The following is a 13,504-nucleotide window of genomic DNA, read 5'->3' on the forward strand; positions in this document are numbered from 1 at the left end:
GAGGGGTGGAGGGTCAGGGCGCTTGCGTCAGTGCGAAGGTGTGCCGCCGGTGCCAGCGGAGCCGTACCCGCGAGCCGCGCAGGGCGGCCAGGTCCTCGAAGGACGTCTCCAGGTTCTGCCGTACGACGGTGAGGCGGGGCCCGGCGTCGAGGTCGACGAGGATGCGGGTGAGGTCGCCCAGGTAGACGGTGTCGGCGACGCTGCCGGTGGCCGTGCAGACGTCGGCGGCCGCGCCCAGGGGGTCGGTCCCCGTCGCGGCGTCGAGGCTGATCTTCTCCGGCCGGACGCTGTAGGTGCCGGGCTTGCCGACGATCCGCTCGGCGGCCGCCCCGGTCAGCAGGTTCGAGGTGCCGACGAAGCCCGCGACGAAAGGGCTGGCCGGGCGCTCGTAGATCTCGGCGGGCGTGCCCGTCTGTTCGATGCGGCCCCGGTGGAGGACGGCGATGCGGTCGCTGAGGGTGAGGGCCTCCTCCTGGTCGTGGGTGACGAGGACGAAGGTGATGCCCACCTGCCGCTGGAGCGCGGCGAGTTCGGTCTGCATCTGCTCGCGCAGCTTGAGGTCGAGGGCGCCGAGCGGCTCGTCGAGGAGCAGCACGCGCGGCCGTACGGCGAGGGCACGGGCGAGGGCGACGCGCTGACGCTGACCGCCCGAGAGCTCACCGGGCCGCCGCCCACCGAGCCCTTCGAGCCGCACACCCGCAAGCAACTCATCGACCCGCGCGGCCCGTTCACGCCGCGAGACGCCGCGGACGCGCAGCCCGTACGCGATGTTCTGCGCCACGCTGAGGTGCGGGAAGAGCGCGTAGTCCTGGAAGACGGTGGTGACGTCCCGCTCGAAGGGCGCGCTCCGGGTGACGTCGCGGCCGCCGAGCGAGACGGTGCCCGCGGTCGGCGGCTCGAAGCCCGCGATCAGCCGCAGGACCGTGGTCTTGCCGGAGCCCGAGGGACCGAGGAGCGAGAAGAACTCGCCGCCCGCGATGTCGAGATCGATCCCGTCGACGGCGTCGAGGCTCCCGAAGGTCTTGCGCAAGCCCCGTAACGCGATGGCGCTCTCCCCCTTGCCGCCACCCGATGTGCCGTCCTCCGGCTTGCCACCACCCGCTCTGCCGTCACCCGGCTTGTCGCCGCCCGGCTTGTCGCCGCCCGACTTGTCGGCACCTGGCTCGGCACGCTCCATGGGCGCCCCCTTCCACCCCGTAGATCATGCACACTTCAAAGTGACCCACAAGACCCCCGAGGCAACCCCGACAGGACCCACCCACGCCGTTCTCTAGTTCCCACCCCCGCCCTCGTTCTCTTCCTTGCCCTGGTCCGAGGTTCCGGAGCCGTCCTGGTGGACGTGCAGATCGCCCTTCATGACGGTGAAGAGGGTGCCGTGGTCCTTGGCCGTGTTGTTCTGCGTCGGCCCGCTCTCGGCCGGTGCGGGCTCGGGTGCCGCGTGATGGATCTCGACGTGGTTGCCGTCACCGGCCACGACCGGGCCCGACGCCTTGCCGATGCGGACGTTGTTGTGACTCATGGAGGCTCCTTCGCGTTCCGGCGGGCTATGACTGGCGAGTCAGGGTGGTCGTCCCGCAGTTTTCGCACGGTCCCTGGTCGTCGCTGCCGGGCGGCAGCTCGTTGGAGAGCTCGGCGGTGTCTCCTCCGGAGTCGAGCGTGATCGTCACGGTGACCTTGCCGATGAGCGACCCGCAGGAGCCGCTGCTCAAGTCGTACAGGGGCCCGTCACCGGTGTAGGTGCCGTCGCTGCCGGTGAACTCCTCGTTGTAGTCGTTGCCGCAGATGTCCTTGCTGTTCAGCGAGTAGGCCCCCGTGCCGGTCTCCTTGAACTCGTACGTGCCGCCGTTGCCGTCCCGCCACACCCCGGCGAGACCGGTTCCCGAGGACGACGTCGACCCGTTGGAGTCGTCGGAGTCCTGCGCCTGTTGGACGGCGATTCCGCCGATGACGACGGCGACGATGACCGCGACCACCTTCAGCACCGCGGCGGCCGCGACGGACGTCCCCGCGGCGGCCGTTCCCGCCGCTCCGGCGGTGCCGGTGGCCGCCGCGGCACTCATGTGCGGCGCAGCCGCGTGGGCGGCGGCGTGGTGGACACCGGCGGAGTGCACCGCCGTTCCGGGGTCGACCGGTGTCCCGATACTGTGCGCCGCCGTACCCGGGTCGACGGGCGTCCCCACGCTCTGCGCCGCCGTCCCCGGATCCACCGGCGACCCCGCACCATGCACCGCCGTCCCCGGATCCACCGGCGACCCCACACCGTGTGCCGCCGCACTCGGATCCACCGGCGACCCCGCACCATGCACCGCACTGCCCGGATCCACCGGTGCGCCTGCGCCGTGTGCCGCCGTCCCCGGATCCACCGGTGTACCTGCGCCGTGTGCCGACCCGGCGTGCGCCGACCCTGCGTGCGCAGAAGCCGGGTCGGGTCCTCCGCCGCCCGGGGACAGGCTCTGTGCCGCCCCTCCGTCCGTGTGGGGCGCCGTGGGCGGCGAGGCCCCGGAGGGCGGCGGCGCGTACTGCTGGGCACTCGTCGCGGCATGCGCTCCGTGCAGATCGCCGAGCTGGCGCCACAGGACGACGGCCTGCCCCAGCAGGACGGCCGCGATGACCCGGTTGCCGGTGAGCAGCTTGCGGATGCCCTGCTCATGGGTGAAGTACGCCGCGGCCTGCCGGTCGCCGGACCGCTGGGCGGCGGGCAGCCCGAGATCGAGGAGACGGCCCCAGACACCGAAGCGCAGCGAGCGGGCCAGGGCGGGGGATGCGGCTCGGACGATCCGTACCGCGAGTTCGGGCCGCCCGGCCTGCTCGGCCAGTTCGGCGACCAGTTCCAGGGCGCGCGCGTGCTGCGCGACCTGGGCGGCCGTCGTGGCGGGACGGGCGATCCACTCGGTGAAGTGGTCGGAGATCCGCTCGAGATCAAAGGGTTCGAGGCCGCGCTCCTGCAACGCGGGAACGACGTCGGGCACGACGCGGTAGCCCTCCTCCGTGCGCTCGGCCAGGCCGAGTCCGGCGAGCCGGGCGCACAGGGCCGCCGCGTCGGGTGCGGCGCTCAGCGCACCGACGTGGACGGGGTCGAGCACCGCGTCCCGGAAGGTCGCGAGAAGGTACAGCGCACGCAGCGGATCGCCGTCCAGCCGGTCGAAGAGCAGCGGAAGCAGGTCCGCGACCTCGCCGGGACGCGGCAGGACCGCCTCGCCCGCCGGGTCGAGCCGGGACAGGGCCGCGGCGCGCAGCAGCAGCAGCGGGCGGCCGGACGCGGTCTCCCACAGCGCGGCCGCCGTGTCCCGCTCGCCCTCCGGCCCCAGCGCGCGGCCCAACTCCCGTGCCAGCAGCTCCAGTCCGGCCTCCCGGCCGATCCCTGCCAGGCGCAGCGCACTGCCGTCGCCGAGCAGCGTCCTGCGCCGGCCGCCGAGGACGAAGGTGGCGTCGGGGGCCGCGTCCATCAGGGTGCACAGCCCTTCGGCGGTGAGATCGGCGTTGTCGATGTACGCCGTCACCGTGATCCCGCTCATGAGGTGCCGCAGTTCGGGCCCGGACGGGGCGTAACCCCGGGTCTCGTAGCACGCCTCGAAGATGTCCTGGGCGAGGTCCTCCGGTTCCCGCCGGGCGGCGTCGAGGAAGAGCACTCCGTCCGGTCCGGGTTCGAGAGTGCGGGCGGCGTGCCGCAGGAGGGCGCTCTTGCCGACCCCCGCAGGACCCCACACCTGTACGACACCGCCGTCCCGGACACCGGCCGCGAGCCGTTCCAGTTCCGCGTCCCGGCCGAGGGGTGCGGTCTGGCGCCGGGGCAGCAGGGCCACGTGGGGGCGGCGCACCGGCCGGGGCCGCTCGCCCTCCACGAGCAGTGTCACCGTCGACCCGCGGTCGGCGTCCACGACCACGTTGTGGTTGCCGGCGATCACCGGGCCCGAGGCGTCTCCGTCGATGTCGATCCGGTTGCCGGAACGTCCTTCACCGTGCCGCGGCGAGGACGGCGTTCCCCGCCCCTCGTCCGCCGTCTCCTCGTCCGCCGTCTCCTCGTCCGTCGTCGCTGCCGCTCTGTTCTCGTCCTCGTGTGACATCGGGACCCCCCGTCGTGGCGGTCGGGCCGTACGTCCGGCCTCGCGGTGTCACGCTAGCCACGGGCGCGTGCCGGGATTTCATCAAAGTACGGCTTCCGGAATGCTGGTGGATCGTCAACACAGCTTCTGCACAAGCGGGTTCACATGTCGGGGTGGGCGGCGGCGCGCAGCAGGGAGAGGTCGTCGACCCGCACGCTGCGGTAGCCGGTGGACACGGCGCCGAGGGCACGCAGCCTGCGCAGGGCCTTGTGCACGCTCGGTTCCGCCGCACCGCACAGGGTGGCCAGTTCCGGCTGGGTGATCGGCCAGCGGATCACCGCTCCTGCCCCGGCTCGCTCCCCGTAGGTCATCGCCAAGTGGTGCAGTACCCGGGCCAGCCGGGTCGCGACGTCGCATCCGGTGAAGTTGACCCGGTGGGCGTTGGCCGTCCGCAGCTTGGCCACGATGGACCGGTTCACCGCGTCCGAGGCGCGCGGGTCGCGTCGCACGCGGTCGAGGAAGTCCGCGCGGGTCAAGCGGCGGGCCATGACGGGCCCGCAGGTCGTGACCGTGGCGGAACGGGGCCGGGCGTCCATCGCGGCGAACTCGCCCACCAGGTCACCGCCCATCCGGACGGCGAGAAGCGCGTCGCGGCCGTCCTCGGTGCGTCCGGTGGCCTTCACGACGCCGTCGAGCAGGATCAGGACGAAGTCGGTCTCGTCCGCCTCCCGCATGAGGATCCGGTCCGCGGGATAGCGGGCCAACACGCCTGGCTCCCACAGCCGTTCGCGGGCGTCCTGGCCGAGCCCGCCGAGCAGACTCGCCGGCGGCCAGGCCCACTCCTGACGCGGTCGCCGCCCGGCCGGTGCGCGCACAGCACGTTTCGTGTCCATGGCCGAGCCCTCCCTCGCGCAGGCGACACACCCGGCTCTCAGTGTGCGCTGCGGCTCCTCGTGCCGCACCGGCTTCACCGGCCTCAATTTCCGCCGGACCCTGTATTCCTACGGTTTGTGCGCCCCGTGCGTGGTGGACACTGAACTCAGGTCCGGGCTGATCCGGTTGCCCTCCGCCGAGCCGAAGAGGGGCGCATGGAAGCTGAGTTGGAGTACCGAGCGATCCTGGCCGTGGACATCGAGCGGTCGGCGGAGCGCGGCGACGCGGCCCTGATGGAGATCCGCGCGAAGCTGGCGGAGATGCTCCGTGCGGCGTTCCTCGCGAGCGGCATCGACTGGGAGGCGTGCCGGCGGCACGACCTGGGTGACGGCCTACGGGTGACGGCCCCGGCCGGGACCCGTAAGGCGGCGCTGATCCACCCCCTGGTCCATGAACTCGCGCTGCGTCTGCGCACGCACAACCGGGGCGCGGCACCGCGGACGAGGATCCGGGTCCGCATCGCGCTGCACGCGGGCGACGTGCACCTCGCACCGAACGGGGAGGTGGCCGGCAGCACCCTGGAGGCGCTGGCCCGGCTGCTCGACGCTCCGCCCGCGAGGCAGGCCCTGGCCGCCGCGCCCCGGACGGCGCCCGCCGCGCTGCTGCTGTCCCGCCACTTCTACGAGGAGACGGTGCGCAACGGCTATCACGGCCTGTACCCCGAGGACTTCCGCAAGGTCACCTTCACAGTGAAGGAACACACCGCCGACGCATGGCTCCACCTGCCCGGCCGGCCCGCGCCTCAGGAAGAGCAAGAGGAACAGGCACCTGCGCAGGAACCGGCACCGGCACCGGCACCGGCCGGGGACTCCCCCGCGGCCCAGGAACCGCCCGTCGGCGCCAGGATGATCAACAAGTCTTCGGGCCACGGCGTCATCTACGCGACACAGAACGGCACTCAGCACATCAGCATCACCGGCAAGAGGTGAGGGGAAGCCCGTGAGCGACGAACTGGCCGTGCTGGCCGAGGCGGGTGCCGCCGCCGTGGTCGCGGCGATGGCCACCGACATGTGGCAGGAGACCCGGAACGCGTTCGTCGGACTGTTCCGCCGGTCCGGCCGCGAACGCCGGGCCGCCCTTGAGGTCCAGCTCGACGCCAACGCCGCGCTGGTGCGGGGCTCCGAGACTCCGGAGGACGTAGAACGCGCGCTGTTCGCCTACTGGACCCAGGAGTTGGCGGAGCTGCTGCGGCACGACCCCGCCGGCCGCGAGGCCGTCGCGCGGCTGGCCGCCGCCGTCGACACCGGCCGCGGCCCGGGCCGGGCGACCGCGCCCGCACAGACGAACACGGCCCGGGACTCCGCGACCGTGTACGCGGTGCAGTACGGAACCCAGTACGCCTGCGGACCCGGGCATCCCGCGCCGCAGGACCGGGAGTGACCCCGAGCCGACACCGACAGTCGGACCGACGGCCGTGCCGCATGCGGGCCTGGACCTTGCGCGGTTCGAGGCCGGAGGCGATCAGCGCCGCGTCGACGAAGTGCCGCAGATCGTGAGACGCGGCCTCCCGCGGAAGCGCGATCCCCCGCGACCCAGACCTTCTCCTTGGCCGGGTTGAACGCGTGACACAGCGAGCACCCCCGCACCGGCGTCCGGTACTTGGTCACGGTGACCACGTGGTCGTACTCCTGCGGGAACGGGGCCGGCCAGGAGCGAAGCCATGCTTGCCGTCAGCAGTTCATAGCGCGGGGAGATCTCCTCGGCCAGGGCGACGACGGCTCCCCGATCGTGGGCATCCCTGGCAAACGGTCCTCGCGCCACAGGAGTGGCGTGCGGTGTGCGCGACATTCGAAGACGGGCGCGACGCCCACTCGCCCCCAGTGACCCTCGACGCCGTACACCGACTGACCCACCCCCCAGATGGACCGTTGACGCATGCACGCCCTGGCACCTAATGCTCTCCTTACGGAGAGTGGTCGAAGGCTTGGGTTCGGTCACCCTCCGCGAGAAGGGACTGGAAGGCCCATGGCACCTATGGCCGCGTGCGCCGCACGACATTTCCGGCGGCGCGGCGGCGGCCACGTCTCCCTCGCCGGGCAGAGCGTCATCGACGACCCCGACCTGTGGCCCACCAGCTTCGGCATCCGTGTCTCCGCCGACTACAGCCGGCAGCCCAACGCGCTCACCACCACGCATTCGACCCGAAGGCCGCCAGCGGCCATGCGAACGCGTTCCCCTCTTGCTGCTCGGCACCGAGGCCGCTGATGTGACCGCCGGCCGCGCCGCCGTGCTGCGCTCCGCCTGAGACGGCGCCCCTCGCCTCCAGCCCTTCAACTTTCCTCGTGCACAAGGAGATTCCCTCAATGACAGCCAGGACTTCACGGCACGGTTCCCGCGTGCTGCGCGCGTTCTGCGTGTCGGGCCTCGCGGCCACGGTCGCCCTTGGCGCGGCCCAGCCGGCCGAGGCCCATGTGCCCCCGGGCTTCGACTCCGTCGAGGACACCTGGGGCGGCATCGATCCCGCCGTCGATGCGTTCGGCAAGCCCCTCCCGCCGAAGTTGCGGGCCGACTCGTGGCTGCTGCGCGTCAATGGCATCAAGAAGCTGCCCAAGACCCCGCTCATCGAGGCCCGGTATCCCGCGCGCAAGGATGTCCCCGGCCTACGCAGGGCGGGCGACAAGGTGCTCGGCATCAAGACCAGCGGCGTCCCCGTCGGTAAGGTCTCCTCGCACTTCGCCCGCGCCCTCGGCGGCAAGCTGCCCAGCACCAAGCGCCGAAACATCGAACTGGCCGCGCCCGGCGCCTCGTACGCGGACGTAGGCGGCGGCACCCTCGACGTGCGCATCCCGCAAGACACGGGCAAGGACAAGAAGCCCGTGGTCATCGGCGTCCACCTGGAGCGCGCCACGTCGTCGGCGCTGTCCAAGCCGGGGCAGCCGGTGAAGTTCACCAGCAGCATGAAGAGCGGTGCGATCTACGTCGGCCAGAAGAAGGTCGTCGACCTCACCAAGAAGGTGAAGCCGAACACCCGGGTCGTCATCCCCGGCACGGACAAGCGGTCCCCATACGCCGTCGCGACCATCAACGAGATGAAGACGACGACGCAGAACGGCGAGCCCACGAAGACGTGGGACGAGAAGGCCACGAGCGGTTACGCCAACGCCGTGCACCTGACCATCTTCGGCTCGACGGTCACCGACGTCACGATCGGCCACTCCGCCGTCATCGGCGGCGGCGAGGCCGCGGCACCGGCTGGGAAGACGCCCGCCGAGGAGCCGGTGGACAAGACGAAGCCCGCCGCCGGAGAGCACCGCGCCCAGGAGTTCGTCGTCCCGCGGCCCCCGGCCTGTCCCCCGGACGACGCCATCAAGGACGGGTCAGTCGTCCGCGCCCCCCAGGCGCAGTCGTTCAAGGTCGGTATGCTGCCGCCCTTCCCGCCGCCGGAGTGCGTCCCCGTCGACCCCAAGACCCACATGATCAAGGGCAAGCCGATCGACACCACCTGGTGGATCGTCAGGGCCTTCGCAGACGCGTGGAACACCGTGTGGGGCTGGGCCGGCGATGCCGTCAGCTGGGTCGCGCAGGGCGCCTCGGACGTGTGGGACGGCTTCTGGGGCCTGTTCGGTCTATGACCGCCTCCCCACGTCAGCTCACGCACTCCTCCTACGGGCCCGGCCGTAAGTCGCCCGCCGTGGCCGACGTGGCGACCGGGCATGCGGCGGTCCTGCACAAACCGCCCGCCGAGGACTGAGCTCCGCACCGAACGGCCGCCGGGACCGCCGCTCCTCCTACGAAGGTGTCAGCGGTCCTGGCGGTCGAGTACGTCCACCATGTACATCACCGAGGCCCCGGGCGGCTGCACGAGACCACCCCGGGTCATCTTGAAGCCGGGCACGTAGTTCGCCGGAACCGAGATCTGTAGCCGGCTTCCGACACGTACACCCTTGAGCGCCTCGTACATGCCGGGCAGCATCGCCTCCTTCTTCACCACCATGCCGTTGGGCCCGGTGACGCCGTACGTGTACCGGAACGGCTTCGCCTTCCCCCACTCCCAGCCCGAGTACTGCACCACGGCGACGTCCCCGTCCCGCACGACAGGCCCCTTGCCCTCGGTGACCGTGCGTACGTGCAGCTTCTGCGGTTTGGCGGCGCCGGCCCAGCTCACCCGGGCCAGCTTGCCCGCGGGGAAGTCGACGGTCGGCGCGCCCTCGGGCGCACCCGTCGCACCCCCATTGCTCGCGGCCACCCGCTGGTCGATGTCGTAGCCGCCGATCAGGTCGAAGACGAGCACCATGTGGTCGCTGGGCCTGACCTGTGCGGGCGCCATGCCGTTCGGCCCGAAGCCGCTGGTGGCCGGCGTGACCATGAGGACACGGCTGCCGCCCTCGCGGCCGATGAGGGCCTGGTCCCAGGTGCGCGAGACGTGCTCGCCGTCGAAGGAGACCGTCGTCGGCTGGGTCAGTCCCCACGACGACATGAGCTTCTTCTTGCCCTCCCAGATCTTCATCTCGACGTCGGTGACGGCGACTTGGCCCTTCTTCACCGCGGCCCCCGTACCTTCTCTGAGGACCTTCACGCGCGCGTCCTTGGGGGCGGGCCGGTCCGGGATGGTGATGGTGGGGCGGGTGCCGGGCGCACCCGTGACCTCGGGGATGTTCTGGGGCTTGGGGGCGGCGCAGGCCGCGGCCGCCACCGCGGCGAGGGCCAGGGCGGCGCCGGTGCGCACGACGGATGTGGGGTGCACGGGTGATCTCCTGTGGGGTGGGTGTCGTCATGGAGCGTCCCCGTACGACCCTTCGGCGCGGCGGATCCGCGGCCCGACACACCGGTTGCCGTACACCCCACGGGTGTACGGCAACCGGTCACGCGACCTGACGGACTACCAGCAGTTCATGCCTGCGCCGCGCAGCTTGCGGCTGATCTGGCCCTTGGCCTCCTTCGGCGGCGCGAACGGGGCGCAGGACGTGCGCCGGACCGGGTCCGCCGAGGGGTTGGCCTCCTTCCAGATCGTGTCGGCCCGGCGGTCGATCACCCGCTCCGGCCGGGAGGCGTCGCCGGGCTTGCGCAGGGGCGCCCAGCCGCGCTTGCCGCCCTTGCTCGGGAACTTGCTGAGGTCGGTCTTGACCGTGGGCACCGACACCGAGCGCTCGGCCTGCCCGTCCCCGGGGTTGACCGGGTTGAGCTTGTCCTTCACGGCGTACTTGTCGGTGCGCTTGGGGTCGCGGATGACGGCCGCGTGGCCGAGTGAGACGTCGGCGACGTTGCCGCCGAGGACACTGGCGTGGATCGCGTTGACGAACCCGCTGGTGGCCTTGCCGTCGTACCTGTAGTGCTTGTCCTTGCCGACCGTGACGTGCCCGGTCTCGTCCGTGGTGACCTGCTCGTTGGTGAACGCGAGGAGCAGCGGGTCCGAGGTGTAGTCGGACGGGATGCGGGCGCCGAAGTTCGAGGCCCACAGGTCGGGGATGTCGAGGATGTCGAAGCCCAGCACCGAGAAGTAGCCCGAGGCGAGGCCACCCGTGAAGGAGACCGGCTTGCCCGGGCGGGACCAGGCCGAGACCTGGATGGCGTCGACGTGCGCGCCGATCGGCGACAGCTGCGTACCCCCGAAGGGGCTGGCGATGTACGGGATGCCGACGTCGATGGCGCCGAGCCCGGCGTCCGAGTAGACCTCGCCGCGGGCCTCGACGTCCTTGCCGCCCGCGCGGGTCGGTGGCCGGGCGTGGCCCAGCGAACGCGAGTACAGCGCCGAGACCTTGCCGACACCGATGCCGCCGGGGGCCAGGTCGAGGACGCTGTCACCCCCCGCGTGCTGCTTGGGGGCACGCGCGCTGGCCGGGTAGTGCGACTCGAACAGGGCGGTGTTGATCAGGCCGCCGATTCCGCTGACCCGGGCGACCCAGGCGTTGGCCTGGACGCAGTCATCGGTCTTGATGACCTGGCCCCACTGGTCGTCCTTGGTGTACAGGACGTTGTCGTCGACGTCGTAGGCCGCCGCCGGGAGGGCGGCGGAGAACAGTGCGGTCAGGCCCATGCCTGCCGCGATCACGGTCCGCGATCTCTTGATGCGCCACGAAGCCATGGCCATCGTCTCCTTCAATGGTGTCGCTGAGTGGTCTTGGGAGCGGCAGCGGGCGGTCGCGCACCGCTGCCGCTGGGCGGCCGGTTCAGCCGACGGCCGGCTGGCTCCGCTGCGCGCAGAGGGCCCGGTTCTTGATGTAGGCGCCGCAGGCGGCGTCCGCCTTCGGGTCCTTGACGACGACGGTGGTGTCACGGACGACCTGTTCGTTGCGGTCGGAGCCCTGCGTGGTCACCTTGGTCTCGCCCGGGACCGTGGCGGCGGGGCCGTTCTTCGTCTCCACGGTGATCGGCGGGTACGCCTTGCCCGGTTCGAGGGCGTCCTTGCCGGTGCCGGGCCGGGTGCACCGCACGTTCTGGCCGTTGACGGTGCACTTCCAGCCGTCGCCGGAGGCTGCGGTCGGCGTGACGCCGTCGCCGAAGTCACGGGAGACGGTGACCGTGCCGTGGGTCGGGCCCGCGTTCTTGTCGTTGTCCACGGCGATCTTCGCCTTGCCCGGCTGCTTCTCTGCCTGGGCGCCGACCGGCGTGACGTTCACGGCGAGGTTCGGCTCCTCCACCGCGGCCCGGCCGACCGGCAGGATCTCGTTGGTCTTGGTGTTCTTGGCCCTGTTGTTCGGCGTCTCCACGGAGCCGGGGACCTTCATCTCGTGCCCCTTGTAGGTCTTGGGGACGATGGCGCCGATGTGGATGTCCGGGAAGCTGTCGCCCGGGTTGGCGATGTCGGCGCCGGTGCCGGGACGGGTGCAGGTGACGGCCTGCTTGGCGATCTTGCAGCGCCAGTTCGGGCCGTCGGCGGAGACGATCTCGACGCCCTCGGGGAAGGTGCGGGTCACGGTGACCGGGCCGTTGGTGGCGCCCGTCGCCTTGGCATCGTTCTTCGTCTTGATCGTCCAGGCCGCGTTGTCACCGGCCCTCAGCCGGGCATCGTTCGTCATGACCGCGGTGACGCTCGGCTTCTCGTCGAGGTTGACGCGGACGGTGGTCTCCATGGTCGGACCGGGCTTGCCGTCGGGACCGGTCACGTTGCTGGTGATCTTCTGCTCACCCTTGGTGCCCGGCTTGATCTTCGTCTTGATGTGGACCGGCGGCCACTGCTTGCCCGGGCCCAGCTCGTTCTTGCCGGTGCCGGGGTTCGTGCAGGTCACCGCCTGACCGTTGACCTTGCACTTCCAGCCGTCACCCGACGCATCGGTCGGCGTGATCCCCTGGGGGAACTCGGCCCTCGACGTGCGCGGCCCGTCCGTCGGCCCGGCCGCCGGATCGTTGCCGGCCTTGAGGTCGAAGGACGTCCTGCGGTCCGCGGTGATCGGGCCTGCCGGGTCGACCGTGCTGGTCAGCCGGTCGGGGAGGGTCGCTGCCCTGAGGTTCCACACGTCGTGGTACTCGACGCTCGCACCGGTGGAGGCGGCGAGGCCGAAACGGAGGTTCTTCGGCAGCTTCGGCTGTCCTGGCACGTTGTTGAGATCGAAGTTGTCGATCTTGTTCTGGAAGCCCTGCTTGTCGTGGAAGTCCACGGCGACCGAGAGACGCCCGGCGGTCGACAGCCGGACCCGGACCGAACGCACCGCGCTGTTGCGGTCCTTGGCCTTCGGGGCATCGAGGCTGCGGTCCGACGGGTAGGTGTCGACGACCTGGTTGCTCTGCTCCGTCGTGCCGCGCACGGTGACCGAGTTCGCCTTGCGCTTCGCCTGGCCGGGGAAGCCGTCCTGGTTCTTCAGGAAGTTGCCGTAGTTGTCGATGCCGACGCCCAGGTAACCGCCCTTGATGCCGTTGTAGCCGAGCCCGGCGCCGTACGCGCCGGCGCCCTTGGGCAGCGGCACGCCCCCGTCGAGCAGCATGACCGCGATGCCGTCGGCACCGGGGCCGCCCTTCGAGTCGTACGACGCGTAGTCGAGGGTGAGTTCCAGGCCGCGGTCGGCGGGGAACGGGTTCCGCGACACGACGAAACCGTTCTGGTTGAGGTCGTTCGACGTGAGCCGCAGGGCGCCGTGGCCGTCCCGGTCCGGGGTCCCGCCCGGGCACGCCTTGAGCGGGCCCTTCTGGCCCGTGGCCGCCGTCAGACAGGCGTAACCGGTGCCCTTGCTGCCAGCGGAGCTGTACCACTGGCTCGCGTCGATTGAGGTTCCGTTGAACTTTTCCTCGTGGTCGTAGTCCCCTCGCGCCACGGCCGTCGCCGAGGTCAGTGAAGTCGCCATGGTCAGGCCGATCGCTGCGGCGGTGACCAGGCCGAGGGGGGCAGCGAGGCGCGAACGCAGCAGCCCGGCCCTCCGCCCCCGTGCCTGTCTGGTGTCGGTCATTTTCAGGAGCCTTTCCCGGGCGCACCACGCCTGTCGGATGTCGTGCGTGTCGTTGGCTTGCTACGCCCATTCAATTGCGTAGAGTGACCGGTTTCCTCGGAAGCACAACACTGCGTGACGGCAGGCGCGATACAGGAAGGCTAAGCAGGTGACGGGAACATGCGAGTGGACGTGCCGCTCAGGGCCTGGCCACGGGGTGGCAGTGAAGCG

Annotated in this window: 11 protein-coding genes; 4 read left to right on the plus strand and 7 right to left on the minus strand. The window is 71.3% G+C overall.

From position 1 onward, the window contains the following. Positions 1-13: 13 nt before the first annotated feature. The 4 genes from ACQB60_RS06650 to ACQB60_RS06665 all read right to left on the minus strand — a co-directional run bounded on the left by ACQB60_RS06650 (position 14) and on the right by ACQB60_RS06665 (position 4,936). Positions 14-1,177 (minus strand): ABC transporter ATP-binding protein, encoded by a 1,164-nt coding sequence (locus tag ACQB60_RS06650; RefSeq protein WP_496924883.1) that lies wholly within the window; start codon positions 1,175-1,177, stop codon positions 14-16. Between the two features lie 93 nt (positions 1,178-1,270). After that, a complete protein-coding gene (locus ACQB60_RS06655; RefSeq protein ID WP_496924884.1) occupies positions 1,271-1,519 on the minus strand; it encodes a hypothetical protein in 249 nt (82 codons plus the stop codon). A 25-nt stretch (positions 1,520-1,544) separates the two neighbouring features. Further along, on the minus strand, positions 1,545-4,064 hold the full coding sequence (locus ACQB60_RS06660) for an ATP-binding protein (protein WP_496924885.1): 2,520 nt from the start codon (positions 4,062-4,064) through the stop codon (positions 1,545-1,547). A 140-nt stretch (positions 4,065-4,204) separates the two neighbouring features. Then, positions 4,205-4,936, minus strand: coding sequence for a Crp/Fnr family transcriptional regulator (locus ACQB60_RS06665; RefSeq protein ID WP_496924886.1), 732 nt, complete (start codon positions 4,934-4,936; stop codon positions 4,205-4,207). Positions 4,937-5,131: 195 nt separating this feature from the next. Between ACQB60_RS06665 and ACQB60_RS06670 the strand changes: the two genes are divergently transcribed. From ACQB60_RS06670 to ACQB60_RS06685, 4 genes are all read left to right on the plus strand, one after another. After that, positions 5,132-5,905 carry a nucleotidyl cyclase domain-containing protein gene (locus ACQB60_RS06670; RefSeq protein WP_496924887.1) on the plus strand — a complete coding sequence of 258 codons (774 nt, stop codon included), beginning with the start codon at positions 5,132-5,134 and terminating at the stop codon, positions 5,903-5,905. A gap of 10 nt (positions 5,906-5,915) precedes the next feature. Continuing rightward, on the plus strand, positions 5,916-6,356 hold the full coding sequence (locus ACQB60_RS06675) for a hypothetical protein (protein ID WP_496924888.1): 441 nt from the start codon (positions 5,916-5,918) through the stop codon (positions 6,354-6,356). A 923-nt stretch (positions 6,357-7,279) separates the two neighbouring features. Beyond that, on the plus strand, positions 7,280-8,548 hold the full coding sequence (locus ACQB60_RS06680) for a hypothetical protein (RefSeq protein WP_496924889.1): 1,269 nt from the start codon (positions 7,280-7,282) through the stop codon (positions 8,546-8,548). After that, on the plus strand, positions 8,545-8,667 hold the full coding sequence (locus ACQB60_RS06685) for a hypothetical protein (RefSeq protein ID WP_496924890.1): 123 nt from the start codon (positions 8,545-8,547) through the stop codon (positions 8,665-8,667). The genes ACQB60_RS06680 and ACQB60_RS06685 overlap by 4 nt, the downstream gene beginning before the upstream one ends. Positions 8,668-8,715: 48 nt before the next feature. Here ACQB60_RS06685 and ACQB60_RS06690 read toward each other — a convergent pair whose 3' ends face one another. The 3 genes from ACQB60_RS06690 to ACQB60_RS06700 form a co-directional block, all read right to left on the minus strand. After that, positions 8,716-9,660, minus strand: coding sequence for an FKBP-type peptidyl-prolyl cis-trans isomerase (locus ACQB60_RS06690; RefSeq protein WP_496924891.1), 945 nt, complete (start codon positions 9,658-9,660; stop codon positions 8,716-8,718). Positions 9,661-9,795: 135 nt separating this feature from the next. Next, entirely contained in the window at positions 9,796-10,998 is a 1,203-nt protein-coding gene (locus tag ACQB60_RS06695; protein ID WP_496924892.1) for a hypothetical protein, read from the minus strand. An 85-nt stretch (positions 10,999-11,083) separates the two neighbouring features. Beyond that, the gene (locus ACQB60_RS06700; RefSeq protein WP_496924893.1) at positions 11,084-13,294 is read right to left on the minus strand and encodes an L-type lectin family protein; all 2,211 of its coding nucleotides are present in this window, start codon (positions 13,292-13,294) and stop codon (positions 11,084-11,086) included. Between the last annotated feature and the right edge of the window lie 210 nt (positions 13,295-13,504).

Origin of the sequence: Streptomyces odontotermitis (assembly GCF_050510915.1) — a bacterium.
In the GTDB taxonomy this organism is placed as follows: Bacteria; Actinomycetota; Actinomycetes; order Streptomycetales; family Streptomycetaceae; genus Streptomyces.

Coding starts and splice junctions, on each gene's coding strand:
- ACQB60_RS06680 (WP_496924889.1), top strand. CDS start 7,280: ATGACAGCCAGGACTTCACGGCACGGTTCCCGCGTGCTGCGCGCGTTC.
- ACQB60_RS06665 (WP_496924886.1), bottom strand. CDS start 4,936: ATGGACACGAAACGTGCTGTGCGCGCACCGGCCGGGCGGCGACCGCGT.
- ACQB60_RS06655 (WP_496924884.1), bottom strand. CDS start 1,519: ATGAGTCACAACAACGTCCGCATCGGCAAGGCGTCGGGCCCGGTCGTG.
- ACQB60_RS06670 (WP_496924887.1), top strand. CDS start 5,132: ATGGAAGCTGAGTTGGAGTACCGAGCGATCCTGGCCGTGGACATCGAG.
- ACQB60_RS06660 (WP_496924885.1), bottom strand. CDS start 4,064: ATGTCACACGAGGACGAGAACAGAGCGGCAGCGACGACGGACGAGGAG.
- ACQB60_RS06650 (WP_496924883.1), bottom strand. CDS start 1,177: ATGGAGCGTGCCGAGCCAGGTGCCGACAAGTCGGGCGGCGACAAGCCG.
- ACQB60_RS06700 (WP_496924893.1), bottom strand. CDS start 13,294: ATGACCGACACCAGACAGGCACGGGGGCGGAGGGCCGGGCTGCTGCGT.
- ACQB60_RS06695 (WP_496924892.1), bottom strand. CDS start 10,998: ATGGCTTCGTGGCGCATCAAGAGATCGCGGACCGTGATCGCGGCAGGC.
- ACQB60_RS06685 (WP_496924890.1), top strand. CDS start 8,545: ATGACCGCCTCCCCACGTCAGCTCACGCACTCCTCCTACGGGCCCGGC.